This is a genomic window from Enterococcus timonensis, from assembly GCF_900104595.1.
Lineage (GTDB): Bacteria > Bacillota > Bacilli > Lactobacillales > Enterococcaceae > Enterococcus_J > Enterococcus_J timonensis.
In genome coordinates, this window is the sequence record NZ_FNVY01000004.1 from 421,499 (window position 1) to 443,221 (window position 21,723).

Sequence of the window (21,723 nt, forward strand, 5' to 3'; positions counted from 1 at the left end):
AAGGAAGTTCAAATAATGAATCAAGGAGGCTATGATGGATCAAGAAATCGAAAAAACCAATCGTCTGAATGCACTCTTTGAGTTTTATGCGACGCTACTTACCGAAAAACAAATGAATTATCTAGAGCTTTACTATGCTGACGATTACTCCTTGGGGGAAATTGCCGAGATGTATGGCGTTTCCCGCCAAGCCGTGTATGATAATATTAAACGTTCCAGTAAACTCCTAGAAAATTATGAAAAAAAACTCTCTCTCTATTCAAATTATTTAGTGCGGGATGAAATTTTCCAGGAACTTAAAAATTACGCCACCAAAAATTATCCTAACGATGAAATGCTCCAATTATTTGTCGACCGTCTAGAAGATTTAGAAGAAGAATAAAAAACTACATAAAATAAAGTGAGGAAATCAGATGGCTTTTGAAAGTTTAACCCAGCGTCTTCAAGGCGCCATGAGCAAATTACGCCGTAAAGGCAAAGTATCGGAATCTGACGTTAAAGAAATGATGCGGGAAATCCGCCTAGCTTTACTTGAAGCCGACGTCAATTACAAAGTGGTGAAAGATTTTACCAAACGAGTTTCAGATCGTGCAGTGGGTCAAGAAGTATTGGACTCTCTTTCGGCCGCCCAACAAATTGTCAAAATCGTTGACGAAGAACTTACGGCTACTTTAGGTAGCGAGGCCGTTCTTTTAAATAAAAATCCTAAAATTCCCACCGTCATTATGATGGTGGGTCTTCAAGGGGCCGGGAAAACGACTTTTGCCGGAAAACTTTCGCAGTTTCTAAAGAAAAATGAAAATGCCCGTCCACTTTTAATTGCCGGAGACGTTTATCGTCCAGCGGCCATTGATCAATTAAAAGTGATTGGTGAACAATTAGAGGTGCCGGTTTTTGATTTAGGAACTGATGTATCGCCTGTCGAAATTGTTCGTCAAGGGTTAAATCAAGCACACGAACAAAAAAATGATTACGTCATTATCGATACCGCCGGCCGTTTGCATATTGATGAAAAATTAATGGGCGAACTAAAAGATATTAAAGCTTTAGCCAACCCTAACGAAATCTTACTTGTTGTGGATGCCATGACAGGTCAAGATGCCGTCAATGTGGCGGAAAGTTTTAACGAACAACTTGATATTACCGGGGTTGTCTTAACGAAACTCGATGGGGATACGCGTGGTGGGGCGGCTCTGTCCATTCGCGCAGTTACCGGCAAACCAATTAAATTTTCTGGGACTGGTGAAAAATTAACTGATTTAGAAATTTTTTATCCAGACCGGATGTCTTCACGGATTTTAGGGATGGGGGATTTGCTCACCTTAATTGAAAAAGCGCAACTCGATTACGATGAACAAAAAACGCAAGACCTCGCTGAAAAAATGCGGGAAAATAGTTTTGACTTTAATGATTTTATTGAGCAATTAGATCAAGTCATGGGCATGGGTCCAATTGAAGATTTAATGAAAATGATTCCGGGGATGAGTAATATGCCCGGCATTGAAAATGTTAAAGTCGATCCTAAAGACATTGACCGCAAAAAAGCGATTGTCTTTTCCATGACACCCGCCGAAAGAGAAAATCCAGATTTATTGAATCCTTCTCGTCGTCGCCGAATCGCTGCTGGTTCCGGAAATTCAGTTATTGAAGTCAATCGGATGATTAAACAATTTAATGAATCGAAAAAAATGATGCAACAAATGACAAAAGGGAATTTCAATATGCCGGGAATGGATAATATGTTTGGCCAAGGAGTCAAAGGAAAATTATCTAAAATGGCGATGAAATCCTATATGAAAAAAACTGGTAAAGCTAAAAAGAAAAAGAAAAAATAAAATATCCCGATAAAAAACACAAAAATTTTTCACCCTGTAAAGAAAAAAGACTTTACACCCTTAAAAAAAGATGCTATACTAATTTTCGTTAAGAAATTATGATGGAGGTGCCAAATAATGGCAGTTAAAATTCGTTTAAAACGTATGGGTTCAAAGAAAGCTCCTTTTTACAGAATCGTTGTTGCTGATTCTCGTTCACCACGTGATGGTCGTTACATCGAAGTAGTTGGAACTTACAACCCTTTAAAAAATCCAGCTGAAGTGAAATTACAAGAAGGAGAAATTCTTGATTGGTTACAAAAAGGTGCACAACCTTCTGATACTGTTCGGAATTTACTTTCTACAGCCGGAATTATGAAGAAACATCACGAAGCAAAATACACTAAGTAAGGTGGTTTTTGATTTGTCAGATGTCAAAGAGCTGGTTTTAAATATCGCGCGTCCTTTGGTAAGTTTTCCTGATGAAGTGAGCTTAGAAGTTGTGGAGTCGGCTGATTTTTTAGAATATAATTTAGCAGTCAATCCTGAAGACTTGGGCCGCATTATCGGCAAACAAGGCCGAGTGGCTAAAGCCATTCGCACCATCGTTTACTCCGTGCGAGTAGACGGTCCAAAAAAAGTTCGCTTGAATATAATAGATCGGACCAGCAAATAAAAAGGGAGTGCAGGGAAAAACTGCACTCTTTTTTTTGTAAATGTTTTGTAAATGAAGGAGGAATTTATGGCTAACTTTTTAACAGTCGGCAATATTGTCAACACCCAAGGCCTAAAAGGCGAACTTCGCGTTATGAGCCAAACGGATTTTCCTGAGGAGCGCTTTAAAGTCGGCGCCAAACTTTTTATTGAGACGAAAACGGAAAAAATTCCTGTGACTATTAAAACCCATCGCCTGCATAAAAATTTTCAACTCGTTAGTTTTGTGGATTATCCTTCAATTAATGATGTGGAAAAATATAAAGGCACCCGCTTAGTGGTGGATGCTAGCGAATTATCTGATGATGATTTGGCTGAAGATGAATTTTACTATCACGAAATTATTGGTCTTGAAGTGATTGACGAAAATGGCCAAAATCTCGGTAAGGTTTCTGAAATTTTAGAAACAGGCGCCAATGATGTTTGGACCGTCAAAAAACCCGGCCGCAAAGATTGGTATTTACCTTACATTGATCAAGTCGTTAAAGAAATCGATCTTGATCATGGTGTAGTCAAGATTGAAATGATGGAGGGTTTAATCGATGAAGATTGACGTCTTAACCTTATTTCCCGGCATGTTTACCGGGCCCATGGGGGAGTCAATTATCGGTAAAGCACTGGAAAAAGATTTGCTCCAATTAAATTTAACGGATTTTCGCGCCTTTTCTGATAACAAACACCACACTGTCGATGATTATCCATATGGTGGCGGAGCGGGGATGTTATTAAAAGCACAACCGATTTTTGCCGCTTTAAAAGATATTGAAGAAAAAAATCCAGAAACAAAAAAACGAGTGATTTTACTAGATCCTGCTGGTGAACGTTTCGATCAAAAAATGGCTGAAGATTTTTCAAAAGAAGAACATTTAGTATTTATTTGTGGACATTACGAGGGTTACGACGAGCGGATTAAAACATTAGTCACTGACGAAGTTTCTCTCGGAGATTACGTATTAACGGGTGGGGAGCTGGGAGCTATGGTGATGATCGATGCCACGGTGCGCCTATTGCCAGATGTTTTAGGTAATCAAACGTCAGCGCCTAGTGATTCATTTTCCACCGGACTTTTGGAACATCCGCAATACACGCGGCCGCCTGAATTTAACGGCATGGAAGTGCCCTTTGTTTTACGAAATGGCAATCACGCTTTAATCGAAGAATGGCAACTAAAAGAATCTTTACGGAAAACGAAAACGCGCCGGCCAGATCTTTTAGAAAAAATTGAACTGACGAAACAAATGAAAAAATTATTACATGAAATTAAACGTGAAGAAGATTTAGAAAAGAATCCGGAAAAAGTTGATCCAGAAATGTAAATCTGCTTTACATCGGGCTTTACTTTATGATAAACTGAGAACTTGAGTGGGCGACACTCATCAATTACGATATTCCGCTGGAGTGCAAACTTTAATGAATGTTGGGAATAAAGGAGAGGATTAAATGAATCCATTAATCGCAGAATTAACAAAAGAACAATTACGCAGTGATCTACCAGCTTTTCGCCCAGGGGACACCGTACGCGTTCATGCAAAAGTAGTCGAAGGAACACGGGAACGGATCCAGTTGTTTGAAGGCGTAGTTATTAAACGTCGTGGCGCTGGTATCTCAGAAACTTACACAGTTCGTAAAATTTCTAACGGTGTTGGCGTGGAAAGAACTTTCCCACTACACACACCACGTGTTGCTAAATTAGAAGTTGTCCGTTTTGGTAAAGTTCGTCGTGCTAAATTGTACTACTTACGTGCCTTACACGGTAAAGCTGCCCGGATCAAAGAAGTCCGTCGTTAAGCTTTCATTATTTAAAAAGAGAAGAACCGCTGAGAAATCAGCGGTTCTTTTTTTGTCGTTGTTATTTTATTTTGAGAAAATCCTACATTGCAATATTAAATAGAACATCAATATTCATGGTACTTCGGGAGTCCCCCCTTAATAAATTGTAGCATATGCAATTGACCAACCAGAAGATGTAAATGTAAATGAATTTACAGTAGGACCAACGAATCAACCATGGTAAATTCATTTCAAGTAATAACTATTGTAAAAAATTTTATGGGCATTTCTAATTTTGAGCCAAAAAAAAGGAGTAGAAATTCTACTCCGAAAAATTAAATATTTGGTATGGAACGATAACGTTGATCTAAAAATTTAAATAATGGGGTGGCAAACGAAGTATAAGATAGCGCATCGGCAAAGTCGCCGCTAAACATGGCTGGATCATTATTTGTAGCTAATTTTAATGGCCAAGTTGGATCGAACAATAATTGTTGACCTACCGCTACAAATTCTGCGTCGGTTAAAACATTTTCTACATCAGTCCGGGTGCGGACGCCACCAACGCCAACTAGTGGCATCTTACCTTGAATTGCTTCATGAATATAGGCTAACATCGAATTTTCTTGATACGCTTTATCTTGCGCAAGGCGATCGTAAGTATTCAGGGATAAATGCAAGTAATCTAATTTAGTTTCCCGCAACTTGGTCATCAACCATAAAGTATCAGCAAAACGAATTCCCGGTGTTTCAAATTCTTCAGAGGAAAAACGGTAGCCGACGATAAATGGTTTTATTGCGTAATTTTTTACAGCCTCAAAAACACAATCCAATAATTCAGCGATAAATGTATATCTTTGTTCAAGATCGCCACCATATTTATCAGTCCGCCGATTCGAATGAGGAGAGAAAAATTGTTGAATCAAATACGTATTAGCACCGTGCAATTCAATGCCGTCGAAGCCTGCTTGAATCGCCCGCCGTGTAGCTTCACCGAAAGCCTTGATCGTGGCCTGAATTTCGTCAATGGTAAGAGCGCGAGGAATTTCAGCGTCTGGTCGTAGGGCGGCTATTGCACTTGCCGAAACGGGTTGAATACCCGATAAAGTTGCTGAGTGAGTCATTCGGCCACCGTGAAAAATTTGGATAATTGCTTTGGCGCCTTCAGCTTTGATAGCGCTGGCTAATAAAGTTAACTCTGGCAACATTTCATCATCAGCGATGCTGAGTTCCCCCGGCCAACCTTTACCGATTGCTTCCACATTGGCAGCGCCAGTAATTACTGCGCCCAATCCTTTTGAACGTTGGGCATAGTAGTTGATTTCATTTTCGGTAATGGTCCCATTATAAAAACTCTGGCTAGTAGTCATTGGTGCCATCATTAGTCGATTTTTCAGAGTAACGCCAGATGGTAAAGTTAAAGATTGATCAAATGAAATCATGAAATAGCCTCCATAAAATAAAATTTGCCTTACATATTGTAAGGTGCTATCTTTAACATACGCTGATGAAAATTTGATGTCAAACATCCTGTATCTGTTTTAATTTGGAGACAGGGAGATAAATAAAAATCGGTGACGGAGGATTAGAGATGGAAATTCGCTTATTAAAATATTTTTCTGTGATTGCTCAAGAAGGAACCATTTCTCAAGCAGCCGAAGTATTGCACATTACACAACCGACATTAAGCCGCCAATTAAAAGAATTGGAAGATGAATTGGGGACGGCATTATTTATCCGCGAAAAAAGGAAAATGGTCTTAACTGAAGCCGGGCGCTTTTTAAAAAGTCGTGCTGAAGAAATTTTGAGTTTAGCAGATCAAACACAACGAGAATTTGAAAATCGCCGGAAACAATTATTTAGCGGGCACTTTACAATTGGTTGTGTCGAAGCAGATAATTCCGACACGTTAGCTATGATGTTAGAAGAGATGGTTAGCGATTATCCGGAGGTGCATTTTCATATTCATAGCGGTACCGGCGATGATATTACGGATCGATTGGATAAAGGGCTGTTGGATTTGGCGATTTTACTGGAGCCGGTTTCCACAGATAAGTATGAAACAATTATTTTACCGCGGAAAGAAAAATGGGGCTTGTTAACTTCTGTTGATTCCTTTCTTTCTCAAAAAGATGAGTTGACGAAAGAAGATGTTCAAGGGATTCCCTTGTTAATTTCCAGAAGGCCTGAAGTTCAAGAATTATTTGGTGAGTGGTTAGGCGTTGATACTGAAAAACTGCCGATTGTCGGCACATTTTATTTAATTTTTAATGTCTTTTCGTTAGTTGAAAATAGAGTAGGATCGGCGCTGACAATTGAAGGCGCTGTTTCCAATCGAAATATTGAGACGATTAAGTTTATGCCCTTGGCACCAGAAATAGAAACCAATTGTGTATTAGTTTGGAAAAAGAATCGCGTCATGTCGCCCGTTGTTATGGAATTTATTAAGCGATTCAAGGAATCTTTTCCGGAAAATGAAAATAATAAATAAAATTCAGTTAAGCTGCCTCGTAGTTTTTTACCAGGCAGCTTTTTTGCGGTCTAAAATTGAAGTTGAATCGCCAGATAATATTTCATAAAAAAGTTAGTAAGCTTTAAAATAATGCCTTATAAGCATAGAGGGCGAATTGTTTAAGCATTATACATCAGTCACTGCACCGACTACAATAAGAAATATAGAAAAGCTAAGAAGGTGAAAAGATGACTGCTGTACTTTATTTTTCAAGGGCAGATGAAAATTTGATCAACGGGAAACCGGAAAAGTTAACAAAAGGAAATACGCAAATCGTAGCTGAAAAAATCGCCTTAAAATTAGGCTGTCAGTCCTATTGTATTGAACCCGCTGTGCCATATCCTAATAATTATCAGGATACGGTTGGTCGAGCCAAAAAAGAAAAAAACAGCCAATATTATCCTGAACTAAAAGAAATTTCTTTAGATTTAAGCCAGGAAAAAAATATTTTTTTAGGTTTTCCAAATTGGTGGGGGACTTATCCTCGGGTTATAGCAAGTTTTCTGCGGGATTATTCCATGGATGGAAAAATGATTTATCCATTTTGCACCCACGAAGGTTCGGCATTTGGTAATAGCTTAGCCGATTTGAAAAAAACTTGTCCTAAAAGTGTGATTCAAACCGGTTTATCGGTGCAAGGATCGCGAGTAGCGAAATCTGATGAAGCAGTGAAAAATTGGCTATGTCAGTATTATTGTAATCAAAAAGATATTTAGGGGAGGAAGATTATTATGGTAAAAAAACAAACAGCAGGTAGAGATAATTTAGGAGATTTCGCTCCGAAGTTCGCCCAATTAAATGATGATGTATTATTTGGTGAAGTGTGGTCACGGGAAAGTGAATTGCCTCTTCATCAAAGAAGTTTAGTTACAATTTCTGCTTTGATTTCAGGTGGAAATTTTGAACAATTACCAGCGCATTTAAAAATGGGGAAAGAAAATGGGATTACCGAAAAAGAAATTTCAGAAGTGATTACCCATTTGGCGTTTTATGTCGGTTGGCCAAAAGCTTGGTCGGCGTTTAATTTGGCAAAAGAAATTTATCAAACGGATGTCAATCAAGATTAATAGGAGGAAATGATTATGGCAAAATTTGAAGAAATAAAAAATGGTGTGATTTTTCCAGTTGGCGAAAAAAATGATGCTTTTGCAAAATATTTTAGCGGACAAAGTTATTTAGATATGTTAGTGGCCGATCCGGATATCAATGTTAGTGTCGGCAATGTGACCTTTGAACCCGGATGTCGCAATAATTGGCATATTCATCATGATGGCTATCAATTACTTCTGGTGACCGGTGGCGAAGGTTGGTACCAAGAAGCAGGCAAAGCGCCACAATTTTTAACAGCTGGTGATGTTGTGGTGATAAAAGATGGAGTGAAACATTGGCACGGTGCCACCAAAGACAGTTGGTTTGCTCACATTGCCATTACTGCAGGTTCTACGCAGTGGTGTGAAGAAGTAACCGACGAGAGTTACGATAAATTACAAAATAAATAAAATTGAGATACTCATACAATAGAAATTAAAAAAATGCCGAGGTTCAGTAGTTAAAATATTTAAATGTGCAGGAAAATAAAGGAGATAAAAAATGTTATTAGAAAAAATTCAAGGTCCAGAAGATGTAAAAAAATTATCAGATGAAGAGTTGCAAAATCTTGTGACAGAAGCAAGAGCCGCGCTCTTACAAAAAGTCAGCCATCATGGAGGACACAATGGACCTAATCTGGGCGTGGTGGAAATGACAGTAGCTATGCATTATGTATTTCATTCGCCTGTCGACAAATTTATTTTTGATGTTTCACATCAATCGTATATTCACAAAATGTTGACTGGTCGGGCCCAAGCTTTCCTCGATCCAGCGCATTATGACGATATTTCTGGTTATACAAATCCTAAAGAAAGCCAACATGATTTATTTACTGTGGGCCACACGTCAACCTCGATTGCTTTGGCAAATGGCGTGGCGAAAGCTCGTGATTTGAAAAATGGAAATTATAACGTGGTGGCGGTAATTGGCGATGGCTCGCTTTCTGGTGGCTTGGCTTATGAAGGTTTGAATAATGTGGTAGAACAAGGAACCAATACTATTGTGATCGTCAATGATAATAATCAATCGATTGCTAAAAATCATGGGGGACTGTATAAAAATCTCCGGGACTTAAGAGAATCCAATGGGCAAGCGGAAAATAATTTCTTTAAAGCAATTGGTTTTGAGTATCATTATTTAGATAACGGTAACGACTTAAAAGCTTTAATTCAATTATTTCAAGAAGTAAAAGACAGTGATCATCCTGTTTTGCTCCATATTCATACAATTAAAGGGAAAGGATTTAAATTTGCTGAGGAAAATCGCGAAGCCTTTCATGCTGGTGGTCCCTTTTGTTTAGAAACAGGGAAATATATTTCTGACGGAAATAATCAGGCAACCTATGATTCCATTACCGCAGAATTTATGCTAGAAAAAATGGCGCAAGATCCTAAAGTAGTTGCTGTCAATGCCGGGACGCCAATGATTTTATTTACCGAAGAACAAAGAGTGCAAGCGGGGAAACAATTTGTCGATGTAGGAATCGCTGAAGAGCAAGCTGCCACCATGACTGCCGGCTTAGCGAAAAATGGCGCCAAACCTGTTTGGGCAGTTTTTTCAACGTTCATGCAACGGAGCTATGATCAAATTTCTCATGATTTGGCTTTAAATGATTTGCCTGGAACAATTTTAGTTTATTTGGCCTCGGTAAATGGCATGAATGATGAAAGTCATTTAGGCATGTTTGATATTTCTTTTTTGAGTCATATTCCGAATTTAGTGTATTTGGCGCCAACCTCAAAAGAAGAATATTTGGCGATGTTGAATTGGTCCATCGACCAAACCGGTCATCCAGTGGCAATTCAAGTTCCCGTTGGCCCACTGAAAGAAACCGGCTTTAAAGACACCACCGATTATTCAAAATTATATCAAAATCAGGTGAGCCAAAAAGGTTCACAAGTAGCCTTAATGGGTGTTAGCAATTTTTACGGTTTGGCTGAAAAAGTCGCCGCTGCGCTTGAAAGTCAACACGGCATTAAAGCAACACTAATTAATCCTAAATTTATTTCTGGTCTAGACACGAACTTGCTTGATCAATTAAAAGCCGATCACCAATTAGTTGTGACTTTGGAAGATGGTATTGTCGATGGCGGTTATGGTCAAACTGTCGCTAGTTATTTTGGAAATTCAAATGTGAAAGTTCAAAATTACGGTCTGGAAAAAGCATTTCATGATCGTTATAACTCAGCTGAACTTTTAGCCCAAACTGGAATTACCGTTGAAAATATTGTTGATCAAATAATTAAAGCTTTATAAAACTGAAAAACTTTTGAAATTAAATTCTTAAAAAAAGACCGCCCCTGTGTAAAGGACAGGTGGCGGTCTTTTTAATAGCTAAATTTTTTTAAGTGAAGGAATCTTTTTGTTCCGGGGGTAGATGGTGTCTTTGTTTGAGATTTTTAATTTGATTGGGAATGACTAAGACAATTAAAGTAAGTAAAACTGAATACATCATAGCAGGTGGAAAAATAGTGAGTGCCAAAATCAAACCAATAATTTTAATCAAAACATCGATTTGAAGCCAGTGGTTTCTTGTTTTGATTAGTTCAGCGACAAATTTTTCCTCTTGATTGGCTTTGGACAAAGTGTGGTAAGTCAAAAGATTAGCTAGCGTGATAAAAAGAACAATCATGCCGTAAAATCCTTGGGCCGCCGTGTTATTAAAATTTTCCGAAACAAGTGACGTGGCATAGGGAAATAAAGAAGAAAAAAATAACATTACCATCGTAGCCCAGATCGTTTGTCCATTGATCCGTTTAATTTTGTACCACTCATTATGGAGATTGATCCACATTGTTCCTAACCAAAAAAAAGATAAAGTATAGGCGAAGAAATTTTCTTTCAAGGCCCAAAATCCTGCAAGCGTCACCGGGTCGGGCTTGTTTAATTCTAAAACTAAAATAGTCATAATGATAGCTAAGACAGCATCGATAAAAGTCGTTAAACGTTCTTTATTCATCTTCGGGCTCCAATCTATTTTTAATTGCTGGGTCGACGCATTTGTCGGCACTTTATTATAGCGCTTCTTTAAATGATTGTATAAGTTAAAGCGACGGTCTTGTTGAGTAAAAATGCTTTTTAGGCATAATTAGAAAGTTAGCTAAGGGATTATATTGTACAAATGAAGAAATCAAAATTAAAATACTTGCTATAGAGTCCACTCGAGGGTTTATGCTTAGTTTGTTAAGAAAAAAAGGAGGAAGAAAAATGAAAATTATGATTTTAGGAGCAGCTGGACAAATTGGCCGGATGGTGAGTGAAAATATGTTGGATCAAACCGATAACAAGCTCGTGTTATACGGACGAAATATCAGCAAACGTTTAGAAAATTTGGCAGGTCCGCGCGTTGAATTAGTCGACGGTACTTTTCAAGAAATTGAAAAAATCAAAAAAAATCTTGCCGGAGTCGATGCTGTTTATTTAAGTTTTGTAGCAGGCGACGATCTTATGGAACCACTAATTAAAGTTCTAGAAGAAACGGGTGTGCAACGATTTATTGCCGCTAGTGTTCCGGATTTGTATCAAGAAGTTGCTGGTAAATTTCAAAAATGGTATCGAGAAAATACTGGACTTGTTTGGCAAACGGCGTATAAAAAATCTGCTGATTTAATCGAAGCCAGTGCTTTAGATTATATTATTTTGCGGATTACTTGGTTGTATAATCAACCAGGCAACACTAAAATTCAAATTTCTAAAAAAGGCGAGCCATTTACGCAAGCGCAAGTCACTCGTCAAGCAGTCGCTCAATTTGTTGTCGATTTACTAACTGGTAAAGCCGATTATCATCGCGAAAGTTTAGGACTTGGCGAACCGAATACTGAATTTGCAAAACCTAGTTGGTATTAAAAATTTTTCTCAAGTGAAGTGGAGGAACTGATTGAAAAAGAAAATAATTTTATTGAGTTTGACTTGTTTAATCTTAGTGATTGGAGGAATCATGATCTTAAATTTTATGAAAAATAAATCAGAAAGCACCACCAACAATCAAATCACAACAGCAGGCGAAATAAACGGCGCGCCGATTACGGCTTTCCAACTTGGGAAAAGTGATGGTACTTGGCGTAATGGCGCAGGAACCGTTTCGGATGGGAAAGACACTAACGCCACCAATCAACCGACTAGAAAAATAACATCTGAAGCGCAAGAAATTATTATTTATTTTTCTCGCTCCGGCAGTACCGAGTTATTGGCTAGTATGGTGGCTGAAAAAACGGGGGCCGATATTTTAGAAATTGTGGTGGCAAGCCCTTATGCTGCTAATTATCAAAAAACGTTAGACCGAGCGAATAATGAACGGGAGCAGGAAAATTTTCCTACTTTAAACCTTGATTTGCCCAACTTAAATCAATATACGACCGTTTACTTAGGTTATCCGATTTGGGCGATGACTTTGCCGCATCCTATGACTTCTTTTTTGCAAACTTACGGCCAGTCACTGTCTGAAAAAAGGATTGCGCCTTTTTTATGACGCAAGGGGGTTATGGTCAAGGGGATAGCGTCAACTTTATTGAAGAAATTTTAAATAAACAAGGAGCACAGGGCAATGAATTTACCGAAGCGCTCGTGGTTGACGGCAATAAAGTGGATTTGGCTTCAGAGACAGTTGACCAGTGGCTAAAGGAAATTAAAAAATAAAGCGAATAACCAGAAAGGAAATGAGAAATGAACAGTAAAAAAGTTGCCGAAATTCTTGATATTTCGGTGGATACGCTACGCTATTACGAACGGGTGGGGGTGATTCCGCCAGTGGTTCGCGATGAGAATGGCTATCGCAATTACCAAGACAGAGATCTTAACTGGATTTTTTTAGCCAAAAGTTTGCGCAATGCGGGCATGTCCATTGAATCCATGATTGAATTTGCGACTTTGGCCCAGACAAAAGGCGATGTCAGCGTCGCTCAAAAGGAAGTGTTGCATGAACAACTGGAGCAGTTGAATCAAAAATTTGCTGAGTTAGAAAAAACGCGCAAACTATTGCAATATAAAATTGATACCTACGATGATCATTTGGCGAAATTTAAAAGTGGTGCCATGGCCGATCAAATGGATCAATTATGGAAGATGAGCCAGTTTCAATAATAAAAAATTAATTTAGGCTAAAGCCTGATAAAAAAAGGAGAAAAAAATCATGAATATTCCTACATTTACATTAAATAACGGGGTGGAAATTCCGGCAGCCGGTTTTGGCGTATTTCAAGTTGAAAATGGTCAAACAAAACAAGTTGTGCTTGAGGCACTTAAAGCGGGCTATCGTTTAATCGATACTGCTCAAGCTTACGGCAATGAAGCTGAAGTGGGTGAGGCGATAAAAGAGTCTGGTATTAAACGGGAAGAATTATTTATTACAACAAAAGTTTGGGTCAGCGACACCGGTTATGAAAAAACCAAAAAAGAATTTCAAGCAGCTCTTGATCGTTTGCAATTAGATTACTTGGATTTATTTTTAATTCACCAACCTTATGGCGATGTTTACGGCTCATGGCGCACGATGGAAGAATTACAAAAAGAAGGCAAAATTCGGGCGATTGGGATTTCTAATTTTAACGCCGATCGTTTTGTAGATTTGAATGCCCACAATGAAGTGACGCCTCAAGTCAACCAAATCGAAATTAATCCTTGGAATCAACAACATGAAGAGATTACTTGGCATGAAAAATTAAATATTCAAGCTGAAGCGTGGGCCCCATTTGCAGAAGGGAAACTCGATTTATTTACGAATGAAGTTCTTTCTAAAATTGGCGAAAATCATAAAAAGAGTGTTGGCCAAGTTGTCTTGCGTTGGCTTTATCAACGAGGAATTGTCAGCTTAGCAAAATCCGTCCGTCCAGAACGGATGAAAGAAAATATTGCTATTTTTGATTTTGAATTAACAGCTGAAGAAATGATAGAAATTACTGATCTTGATTTGAAAAAATCAGCTTTCTTTGACCACCGCGACCCAGAAATGGTGGAGCGTCTTGCTGGCGTTTAAAAGCAATTTACTTTTTAAAATAGCTAATTAAAAAATATGATAAAAGAGGAGCGTTAAAAATGAAAGCAGGAATTTTTATTGAACCAGGAAAAGTAGGGATTGAAGAAACAGCAAAGCCAACGATTGAAAAACCAACCGATGCCCTAATTCGCATTGTTAGAGCATGTGTTTGCGGTTCGGATTTATGGTGGTTTCGCGGAATTAGCCAACGAGAAAGTCATTCGTTTATCGGACATGAAGCGATTGGTGTCGTTGAAGAAGTTGGTTCGCAAGTGACGAATGTAAAAGCTGGTGATTTTGTGATTGTTCCTTTTACTCATGGTTGCGGACATTGTGCAGCTTGTCTAGCCGGTTTTGATGGGAATTGTTTGAATCAAGAAAGTGGCGGCAACGGCGGCTATCAAGGAGAATATTTACGTTTTACCAATGCTAACTGGGCGTTAGTAAAAATTCCTGGTCAACCTGAAGATTATTCTGATGAACAGTTGAACTCCCTTTTAACCTTAGCAGACGTTATGGCAACCGGGTATCATGCCGCAGCTACCGCTGAAGTAAAAGCTGGCGATACAGTAGTTGTCATTGGTGACGGTGCGGTTGGTTTATGTGGCGTCATTGCCGCTAAATTACGGGGAGCAAAACGAATTATTGCTCTAAGTCGCCATGAAGATCGTCAAAAGTTAGCTGTGGAATTTGGCGCCACCGATATTGTGGCGGAACGCGGGGACGAAGCAGTTGCCAAAGTTTTAGCATTAACTGGAAATATTGGAGCCGATGCGATTTTAGAATGTGTCGGGACGGAACAATCTGTCGATACCGCTATTAAAGTCGGCCGTCCAGGGGCTATCGTTGGTCGCGTGGGTGTTCCTCAAAAAGCGGAAATGAACACGAATAATTTATTTTGGAAAAATATTGGTTTACGTGGCGGCATTGCATCAGTGATAACTTATGATCGAGAAATTTTATTACAAGCTGTTTTAAGCGGAGAAATTAATCCAGGAAAAGTATTTACCAAACGTTTCACTCTGGATGAAATTCAACAAGCCTATGAAGCTATGGATAAACGTGAAGCTGTTAAGTCGCTGATCGTAATTGACTAGTTGTCATTAAAAATTGAAGAAAAAACCCCGCCACCGAATTTTTTTTCGGTGGCGGGGTTTTTTATGGTCGTTGCATGGAAAGCACGTGTTCAATTTCCACGCGATCGGGTTCTAAAAATTTTGGCAAATATAACGGAATTTTGGTAATATCGTCGATTTGCACGGCAAAAGCGGAAGGATCCAAAAATCCTGCATTAGTAGCAATTTCAAATAATAATAAATTCGGTTCCCTAAAATAAAGCGAGGTGAAAAATTCCCGCGGTAAAATTCCCGAGTTATTAAAACTGCGAGCATCAAGAACTTTACTGCGAGCAAAAAGTTCATCTTCATCTAAGACACCAAAAGCAACGTGTTGAATCCCGCCGATGCCCAGATTTGCCAAAGGATTTTTACGATCGGCAATCACATGGACTTCTTGATAAAAATCAGGGTAATCATTATGCATGATTTCCACATCAAATTCTGTTTCAAAAAACTTTGCTTGGCCAATTTTTTGCCAATTCAACAATTGAGTCAATTCTTTGATCGTAGCTTCTTGATATTGCACTCTCAGCTGAATGGCATCAAGCGCTAAAATGCGATGTTCTTCAGGGATATCACTTCCTGTATAAGGATAAAAAAGTTCGGATTTCTCAAAATCTCCTAAAGGAACGAGTCCGATTTGCGTTTGATCAGGAGCGTCAAAGCGTAAAATTGGACGACCGTTAAAATTTTCGATACCATAAGATAAAATCCCCGCTTTTTCCAAGCGCTCTTCCCAATAAGTCAGAGAAGCAGTACTTGGCACTTTTAAAAGAACGCGTTCAATATTATTAGTGCCAAATTGATGTTGCTCACCGATTAACACTTCAAAAAAAGTCAACTCGGTGCCGGGGCGATTGTGTTCATCGGAAAAAAAGAGATGAATCATTTCATGGTCGTCTTGGTTAATGGTTTTCATCAGTAATTTTAACCCTAGCACCCGATGATAAAAATCGTAGGTAGTCATATGATTACTGTTTAAAATGGAAACGTGGTGGATTTGTGCATGCATATAAAAAATTCCTTTCTGGAGGTTTATGATGGATTATTTTTTTCAACAAGGGGATGACGAAACATTAGTCGTCGGTTTTCACGGCATGGGCAACAACGAGTATCAACTGCTCACCATAATTGCCCAACTGTATCCCACAGCTAGTATTTTAACGTATTTAGGGCCGTTAGGAAATAAAAGTGCCCGCCGCTTTTTTTCGCCGCTTGAAAATGGCAAAGTGGATCGAGCGGCCTTTACTGCATCTGCCAGTGAATTTTTGGAAAATGATTGGCCGAAGTTTGCTGATCGTTTCAAAAAAGTCATCTTCATTGGCTATTCTAACGGGGCGAATTTTATTTTAGGATTATTAGAGCAACAACCAGAACTAGCCGAAAAAATTATTTTGTTACATCCAAGCTTTTTGAATTTTGAATTTCAACAAGGCGCCAACACTGAAATATGGCTAACAACAGGCTCGATGGATAGTGAAAGTTTACCTGGCGATGTTTTAAAACTGCAACAACAACTGCAAAAAACATTTCCTAATACTCAGCTGATCCTAGTTGATGGGATGCACGGTATCACCGATGATGAAATCGAAAAATTAAAAAAGAACATCTAACCAAAATTAAACCAGCGTCTGTGGATAGATTTCCTCCTGTATTAGACACTGTCATTTTTGAGTTGAAGTTTACTCGTTTTCTTGTGATTTAGCCACTGAGAAGACCCCCTTTCTTTGGTTAGGTTTTGGCGATTTAACCATAGCAGATTGGGGTTCTTTTTGTACACTCAAAAGGGATTAGATAACGAAACAAAAAACAGTGTTGAGTCGGCATTTGAATAGTATTTCAAAAGAACTGCGAATAATTTAGGTTATTATATAAATAAAATTAGTCGAATTACAAAAATTACGCGATACTATTTCTAAAAAAGGAGACTTCATATGTCTATAGACTTGACTGCCAGGCAATTTCTCGATGAATTAGAGGACCTTCAATCTGAGGAAGAGCTGGATAAATATCAGCGCTTTTTCACATTTGAAAAAGACAAACAGTCGGTGCAAGATTATTTTATCGGTGTACGGATGGGGGATGTCTTCAAATTAGCCAAGAAGTTCATTCAGCTTCCACTTTCAGAAATTGAAAAAGTCTTAGAAAGCCCAATTCATGAAGCACGTGTTGGAGCTGTGAGTGTTATGGATTGGCAGGCACGAAGCAGGAGAATTACTGAAGATCAGCGTAAGCAATTAGTAGAACTTTATTTGCGTCGTCATGATCGTATTAATAATTGGGATATTGTCGATCGCAGTGCACCATGGGTAGTGGGGAGATACTTAATCGATAAACCTCGGGATGTTCTTTATGATTTGGCAAAATCGCAAAATATTTGGGAACGACGAACTGCAATGGTCACTACAGGATTTTTTATTAAGCAAGGAGAAATAAAAGATACGTTTGAAATTGCGAAACTACTGATAAAAGATCCAGAAGATCTGATTCATAAAGCTTCCGGTTGGATGTTACGAGCAGCAGGTGATGCAGATGAAACACAATTACTCGCATTTCTTGAAAAATATGCGCATGATATGTCACGTGTTCAATTGAGATATGCAATGGAGCATTTGACCAAAGAGCAAAAGGAACACTTTCGCACTCTATAAAAAATAATTTTTGAAGTAGTCTTGCCAAAAGAGACAAGAAAAAACTGCCGTAAAAAGAAATTTCTTTTTACAGCAGTTTTTTTTGGCTCTATAATTTATTGGACTGATAGAATAAAAATTCTGTCGGTCCCTATTTGTATAAAAAAACAAGAAAACATACAAATTTTCCGTTAGAATAGAATCACCATCATCACATTCTGGGGAGGAAAATTTGTATGTTCGAATTCAATGATATCAAAAAATTGCTTAGAATAAAAGACTCAAATATTGAAATTCATAGTGTTGAGGAAGAAAGGGACAAAAAAGGTGGGCATCTCGTCGTCTATGCTTCCTTAACGAATCAAGTTTCACGCTGTCCTGAGTGTGGTCAGGCAGATGAAAAAACGATTGTTAAAAATGGCGGAAAACATTCTCGAATCCTTTTAAATTCTGCGGGCAACCAGAGGACTTATCTCAATCTCAAGAAACAAAGATATCTCTGCCGCAACTGCCATAGTTATTTTACCGCCAAAACGTACCTAGTGGATCGCTTTTGCTTTATTGCTAAACAAGTATTTTACAAGGCATTTGAGGAGCTCACTGAAAAAAATACGGCTAAAAATATTGCCAAACATTGTTTCGTTTCTAGTTCTACTTTACAAAAATCAATCGACTTATTAGGTCAGGAAATCAACATTAAAAAGAATTGGTTGCCCAAATGTTTACTATTTGATGAATTTCGTTCTTTAACCACTGACAAAGGAAAATTTGCTTTTTCTTGTATGGATGGTGATACGGGCAAACTGTTTGATATTCTTCCTAGCCGCAGAAAGAATGACCTTGTGGACTATTTTATGAGCTTCGATCGCCAGGCCCGGCACAGTGTTCGTTACGTGGTGTCGGATATGAATGCCCCGTATCTAAAAGTTGTTAAAATTTGTTTCCCTAACGCTAAGCTTATCATTGACCGATTTCATATTGTCCAGCACATGAACCGTTGCTTTGATAACCTGCGGGTCAGAGTAATGAAAAGCCTCAATCAAAACGATCCCTCACAGGCCAAACAATACCGGCAATTAAAAAAGCTCAATCGTCTTCTTTTAATGAGTCACGATAAATTAGATTTTCAAACATTTAAAAAAAGAGCGAATTTTAGTTGGAGCTACTTAACACAAACCGAAATCGTGGACCGACTTTTAACCATTTCTGAGGATCTTTCCCTGGGCTACAACTACTACCAAGATTTGATTTACGCCTTCAATCATAAGGATGGCGGCGAATTTTATCGTCTTTTAAATGAGATGCCTGAAGAAATTCCCGCCGAACTCCAAATATTAAAACGTACTTTCCGTAAACACGAAGCAGGCATTCGCCTGTCTTTAGAAAAATCCTATTCCAATGCAAAACTAGAAAATATCCACACCCATATAAAAGTCCTCAAAAGAGTCGCTTACGGGTATCGAAATTTCTCCAACATGCGCGCTCGAATCTTCTTAACCAACAACCTTATTTCTATTAAATAAAAAAACAGCCAAAGCAGAAAATAAATTCTGCCTTAACTGTTTTAAATAATCCTATCAGTCCGATTTGACATTGAGCCTTTTTTTTATGGTCGCGTATTTTGAAGTTGTCGGAAGGAATAATAATTTCTTGTTAAATCTTCTTTTAACTGTTCATCAGACTTATTGATAATGTCGGATAAAACATCGGATTGACCTTTTTCATCGATGTACTTTTTTAAAGATTTGAAGAGTTCAGGTTTTTCGCTGAGCAATTCAATAGCGGAGACATTAAAGATGTTGGCAACATATTCTCCAAAAAAGTTTTCGTAAAAAATATCAGCGAAAGTCAATTTTGGATGTTCCTCTAATAAATTATTTAAAGCATCAGCCACTAGTGCTACGACTTCGCTTGATTTTACGGCATCAATTTCCGGAAGATCATCGGCTGCTTGCAAAAAATTACCGGGAGCTACTAAGTCGAGATCTTGATCGGCGACTGCTTGAGTAAATAAATCAATAATACCAGCACCTTTAGCCATGACAGAAACAATTTCCACTGCGCCCACGTGTAATAGTTGCGTTTGGGCAGGATAATCATTTTCCATCGCGGCGGCTTTTCCAGCAATATCATTAGCAATTTTCCCTAAAATTTCTGGGCTTTCATGAATCTTTTCTAAAAAACTTGTGAGGTGATTGTTCAAAAGCATTTGAAATTGGGCACTACTTTCCATAGTTAACTCCTCTAAATTTTATTTTTGGCTTAAAAGTCCATCTTCCATCGTGTAAACAACATCGCAAAATTCGGTCATCCGCACATCATGAGTTACCATAATGGTCGCTTTATTTTGGCGGTGGGCCTCGTCGGCGAGTCTTTTGACTACCTCAAACGCATGCACGGTATCTAAGGCAGCAGTTGGTTCGTCGGCTAAAATTAATTCCGGATCATTATATAAAGCTTTAGCAATGGCGATGCGTTGGCGTTCACCACCAGAAAGATCGCGGGGCATTTTTTCTAATAAATCACTTGTATCAAGATCTTTCATTAGTTGATCTAATTTTTCAGCTTGAAAGGAGCGTTTCTCTAATTGATCAATAAAACGAAATTGATCTTTAACATTTAAAAAAGGAACAAGATTGGTTCCTTGTAAAATAAAGCCGATTTTTTTTAGTCGTAAAGCGGCGCGATTTTTTTCGGGAAATTTGGTCACATCTTCTCCAACCAGTAAAACTTGACCATCAGTGGGTTGTTGCAGCGTACCGGCAATGGTCAAAAAAGTTGACTTACCAGAACCGGAAGGACCAACAATGGCGGCAAATTCACCAGGAAAGATTTTAAAATGAATTCCTTTAAGTGCTTTTACGAGCGTGTGGTCGGCGCCAAAATTTTTAGTGACGTTAATCATTTCTAAACTAGGGGTTTGGTTGAGATTTTGCTTCGTTTTTTGCTTCATTTTTTGTTTCATCTTATCCTCCAATGGCCACAACCGGGTCGATTTTTAAAACACTCGGTAGACAGAACAAGCCGCCTAATGTGCCCATCACAATTAAAATTCCTCCGTAAAGCGTCCACTGAAGCAAATCAGCGGTAAATGGCATGCCCGCTGGGAAAAATAGGCTCAAGATCCAAGTGATTACAAAGGCCAATAAAGTTCCCACAAAAGTCATCAGTAAACTTTGAGCTAAAATTGATTTTCCTAAAACTGAAGTAGGAACACCTTGTGCTTTTAAAATACCGAATAATTGTTTTTTTTGTAAAGTTAAGACGTACATGAAGATTGCCACAATGGCTGCGGCAATTAAAATTAAAATATAAACCATCATACCAAGCGTTAAACGTTCGGCCGTGTAGCCTGGTAAATTATCGATAAAAGTATCATAACTTAATTTGCTTAACGGTGATTCTTTGGTTTGCGTTAATAAAACGTCAGATAAATCAGAGGCATCAAAGGCGATGGCGTTGATTTGCATCTGTGATTCATCTTCAGGAATTGCGCCATATTTTAATAATTGAAAAGTGGCTACGTTCGTGTAAACCACCGGCTCCACTGAATAGGTGGTCGCTTGACTAATGCCGACAATCGTTAGTTCTTGATCACTATTACCAATAGTGACAGTGTCATTGATTTTTAAATCTTGTTCGTCGGCTAAATTTTCACTGACAACAATTTCATTATTTTCTTGAAAGAGTCGGCCATCTTCTATTTTAGGAGCGATAAAACTTTCAGCGTCCAATCCAAAAACAGAAACATTATCTTTGGTGGCTTCTTTAACATCGCGGCTTAGTGCGCCGGAATAAAATCCTACCGCGGCTGTTTGATCCGCTTGGACCCGATTTAAATCGTCGACAGTTAAATTTGAAGCGGTGACGATTTGGTTGGCATTTTCATTTAAAACAAAGCCCGAGGCGTTAAAATCTGCGACGGCTTTTTTGTGGCCATCAGAAAGTCCGGCAGATAAACCGGCTAAAACAAAAACCACTAAGGCAATTAGAAAAACAATGCCCGTTAATAATCCGTAGCGCAGTTTGGCATCTTTAATTTCTTTTAGTGCTAAAAACATTTACTCAGTCCTTACGATTTAGATTGCTAGATTAGTCTAGCACA

27 protein-coding genes and 1 pseudogene are annotated in these 21,723 nt (G+C 38.4%); 22 read left to right on the forward strand and 6 right to left on the reverse strand.

Annotation, left to right across the window (positions count from 1 at the left end):
- Positions 1-34 precede the first annotated feature (34 nt).
- From BQ5341_RS06635 to BQ5341_RS10665, 8 genes and pseudogenes are all read left to right on the forward strand, one after another.
- The gene (locus BQ5341_RS06635) at positions 35-382 is read left to right on the forward strand and encodes a putative DNA-binding protein (RefSeq protein ID WP_071131238.1); all 348 of its coding nucleotides are present in this window, start codon (positions 35-37) and stop codon (positions 380-382) included.
- A 31-nt stretch (positions 383-413) separates the two neighbouring features.
- A complete protein-coding gene (gene ffh / locus BQ5341_RS06640) occupies positions 414-1,835 on the forward strand; it encodes a signal recognition particle protein (RefSeq protein ID WP_071131239.1) in 1,422 nt (473 codons plus the stop codon).
- A gap of 117 nt (positions 1,836-1,952) precedes the next feature.
- Positions 1,953-2,225 carry a 30S ribosomal protein S16 gene (gene rpsP / locus BQ5341_RS06645; protein ID WP_071131240.1) on the forward strand — a complete coding sequence of 91 codons (273 nt, stop codon included), beginning with the start codon at positions 1,953-1,955 and terminating at the stop codon, positions 2,223-2,225.
- A gap of 13 nt (positions 2,226-2,238) precedes the next feature.
- Entirely contained in the window at positions 2,239-2,490 is a 252-nt protein-coding gene (locus BQ5341_RS06650) for a KH domain-containing protein (protein WP_071131241.1), read from the forward strand.
- A 66-nt stretch (positions 2,491-2,556) separates the two neighbouring features.
- Positions 2,557-3,081, forward strand: a complete 525-nt coding sequence (rimM, locus tag BQ5341_RS06655; protein WP_071131242.1) for a ribosome maturation factor RimM — start codon at positions 2,557-2,559, stop codon at positions 3,079-3,081.
- Entirely contained in the window at positions 3,071-3,844 is a 774-nt protein-coding gene (gene trmD / locus BQ5341_RS06660) for a tRNA (guanosine(37)-N1)-methyltransferase TrmD (protein ID WP_071131243.1), read from the forward strand. Before rimM ends, trmD begins: the two co-directional genes overlap by 11 nt.
- A gap of 124 nt (positions 3,845-3,968) precedes the next feature.
- Entirely contained in the window at positions 3,969-4,316 is a 348-nt protein-coding gene (gene rplS, locus BQ5341_RS06665; RefSeq protein WP_071131244.1) for a 50S ribosomal protein L19, read from the forward strand.
- A gap of 145 nt (positions 4,317-4,461) precedes the next feature.
- Positions 4,462-4,542, forward strand: a pseudogene (locus tag BQ5341_RS10665) (oxidoreductase); the annotation flags it as partial.
- Between the two features lie 91 nt (positions 4,543-4,633).
- Here BQ5341_RS10665 and BQ5341_RS06670 read toward each other — a convergent pair.
- Complete coding sequence (locus BQ5341_RS06670; RefSeq protein ID WP_071131245.1) at positions 4,634-5,740, reverse strand: NADH-dependent flavin oxidoreductase; 1,107 nt, start codon at positions 5,738-5,740, stop codon at positions 4,634-4,636.
- 149 nt (positions 5,741-5,889) lie between these two features.
- Between BQ5341_RS06670 and BQ5341_RS06675 the strand changes: the two genes are divergently transcribed.
- The 5 genes from BQ5341_RS06675 (at position 5,890) to BQ5341_RS06695 (ending at position 10,155) form a co-directional block, all read left to right on the forward strand.
- Complete coding sequence (locus BQ5341_RS06675) at positions 5,890-6,789, forward strand: LysR family transcriptional regulator (protein ID WP_071131246.1); 900 nt, start codon at positions 5,890-5,892, stop codon at positions 6,787-6,789.
- Positions 6,790-6,998: 209 nt separating this feature from the next.
- Positions 6,999-7,526: a flavodoxin gene (locus BQ5341_RS06680; protein ID WP_071131247.1), complete on the forward strand. Its 528-nt coding sequence runs from the start codon at positions 6,999-7,001 to the stop codon at positions 7,524-7,526.
- A 15-nt stretch (positions 7,527-7,541) separates the two neighbouring features.
- Positions 7,542-7,877: a carboxymuconolactone decarboxylase family protein gene (locus tag BQ5341_RS06685; protein WP_071131248.1), complete on the forward strand. Its 336-nt coding sequence runs from the start codon at positions 7,542-7,544 to the stop codon at positions 7,875-7,877.
- Between the two features lie 15 nt (positions 7,878-7,892).
- A complete protein-coding gene (locus BQ5341_RS06690; protein ID WP_071131249.1) occupies positions 7,893-8,309 on the forward strand; it encodes a cupin domain-containing protein in 417 nt (138 codons plus the stop codon).
- Between the two features lie 91 nt (positions 8,310-8,400).
- On the forward strand, positions 8,401-10,155 hold the full coding sequence (locus BQ5341_RS06695) for a 1-deoxy-D-xylulose-5-phosphate synthase (protein ID WP_071131250.1): 1,755 nt from the start codon (positions 8,401-8,403) through the stop codon (positions 10,153-10,155).
- Positions 10,156-10,243: 88 nt separating this feature from the next.
- Here the strand turns inward: BQ5341_RS06695 and BQ5341_RS06700 are convergent, their stop codons facing one another.
- Entirely contained in the window at positions 10,244-10,858 is a 615-nt protein-coding gene (locus tag BQ5341_RS06700) for a TMEM175 family protein (RefSeq protein ID WP_071131251.1), read from the reverse strand.
- 248 nt (positions 10,859-11,106) lie between these two features.
- Here BQ5341_RS06700 and BQ5341_RS06705 point away from each other — a divergent pair, with 248 nt between their 5' ends.
- From BQ5341_RS06705 to BQ5341_RS06725, 6 genes are read left to right on the forward strand one after another with little or no spacing between them, the layout of a single operon-like run.
- Positions 11,107-11,745: an NAD(P)H-binding protein gene (locus BQ5341_RS06705; RefSeq protein WP_071131252.1), complete on the forward strand. Its 639-nt coding sequence runs from the start codon at positions 11,107-11,109 to the stop codon at positions 11,743-11,745.
- Positions 11,746-11,776: 31 nt separating this feature from the next.
- Complete coding sequence (locus BQ5341_RS06710; protein WP_235836379.1) at positions 11,777-12,367, forward strand: flavodoxin; 591 nt, start codon at positions 11,777-11,779, stop codon at positions 12,365-12,367.
- A complete protein-coding gene (locus BQ5341_RS10670; RefSeq protein WP_235836380.1) occupies positions 12,364-12,534 on the forward strand; it encodes a hypothetical protein in 171 nt (56 codons plus the stop codon). Before BQ5341_RS06710 ends, BQ5341_RS10670 begins: the two co-directional genes overlap by 4 nt.
- 27 nt (positions 12,535-12,561) lie before the next feature.
- Positions 12,562-12,978, forward strand: coding sequence for a MerR family transcriptional regulator (locus BQ5341_RS06715; RefSeq protein ID WP_071131253.1), 417 nt, complete (start codon positions 12,562-12,564; stop codon positions 12,976-12,978).
- A gap of 49 nt (positions 12,979-13,027) precedes the next feature.
- Positions 13,028-13,870, forward strand: a complete 843-nt coding sequence (locus tag BQ5341_RS06720) for an aldo/keto reductase (RefSeq protein ID WP_106396183.1) — start codon at positions 13,028-13,030, stop codon at positions 13,868-13,870.
- Positions 13,871-13,929: 59 nt separating this feature from the next.
- The gene (locus BQ5341_RS06725; RefSeq protein WP_071131254.1) at positions 13,930-14,967 is read left to right on the forward strand and encodes a zinc-dependent alcohol dehydrogenase family protein; all 1,038 of its coding nucleotides are present in this window, start codon (positions 13,930-13,932) and stop codon (positions 14,965-14,967) included.
- 61 nt (positions 14,968-15,028) lie between these two features.
- Here BQ5341_RS06725 and BQ5341_RS06730 read toward each other — a convergent pair whose 3' ends face one another.
- Complete coding sequence (locus BQ5341_RS06730; RefSeq protein ID WP_071131255.1) at positions 15,029-16,000, reverse strand: VOC family protein; 972 nt, start codon at positions 15,998-16,000, stop codon at positions 15,029-15,031.
- Between the two features lie 25 nt (positions 16,001-16,025).
- Between BQ5341_RS06730 and BQ5341_RS06735 the strand changes: the two genes are divergently transcribed.
- The 3 genes from BQ5341_RS06735 to BQ5341_RS06745 all read left to right on the forward strand — a co-directional run bounded on the left by BQ5341_RS06735 (position 16,026) and on the right by BQ5341_RS06745 (position 19,141).
- Positions 16,026-16,601 (forward strand): alpha/beta hydrolase, encoded by a 576-nt coding sequence (locus tag BQ5341_RS06735; RefSeq protein ID WP_235836381.1) that lies wholly within the window; start codon positions 16,026-16,028, stop codon positions 16,599-16,601.
- A gap of 321 nt (positions 16,602-16,922) precedes the next feature.
- Positions 16,923-17,639 (forward strand): DNA alkylation repair protein, encoded by a 717-nt coding sequence (locus tag BQ5341_RS06740; RefSeq protein ID WP_071131257.1) that lies wholly within the window; start codon positions 16,923-16,925, stop codon positions 17,637-17,639.
- A gap of 215 nt (positions 17,640-17,854) precedes the next feature.
- Positions 17,855-19,141, forward strand: coding sequence for an ISL3 family transposase (locus BQ5341_RS06745; RefSeq protein WP_071131258.1), 1,287 nt, complete (start codon positions 17,855-17,857; stop codon positions 19,139-19,141).
- An 83-nt stretch (positions 19,142-19,224) separates the two neighbouring features.
- Here BQ5341_RS06745 and BQ5341_RS06750 read toward each other — a convergent pair whose 3' ends face one another.
- From BQ5341_RS06750 to BQ5341_RS06760, 3 genes are read right to left on the reverse strand one after another with little or no spacing between them, the layout of a single operon-like run.
- A complete protein-coding gene (locus BQ5341_RS06750) occupies positions 19,225-19,851 on the reverse strand; it encodes a hypothetical protein (RefSeq protein ID WP_071131259.1) in 627 nt (208 codons plus the stop codon).
- Between the two features lie 18 nt (positions 19,852-19,869).
- Positions 19,870-20,583, reverse strand: coding sequence for an ABC transporter ATP-binding protein (locus tag BQ5341_RS06755; RefSeq protein WP_407920127.1), 714 nt, complete (start codon positions 20,581-20,583; stop codon positions 19,870-19,872).
- A 1-nt stretch (position 20,584) separates the two neighbouring features.
- Positions 20,585-21,679 (reverse strand): ABC transporter permease, encoded by a 1,095-nt coding sequence (locus tag BQ5341_RS06760; RefSeq protein WP_071131260.1) that lies wholly within the window; start codon positions 21,677-21,679, stop codon positions 20,585-20,587.
- Positions 21,680-21,723: the final 44 nt, after the last annotated feature.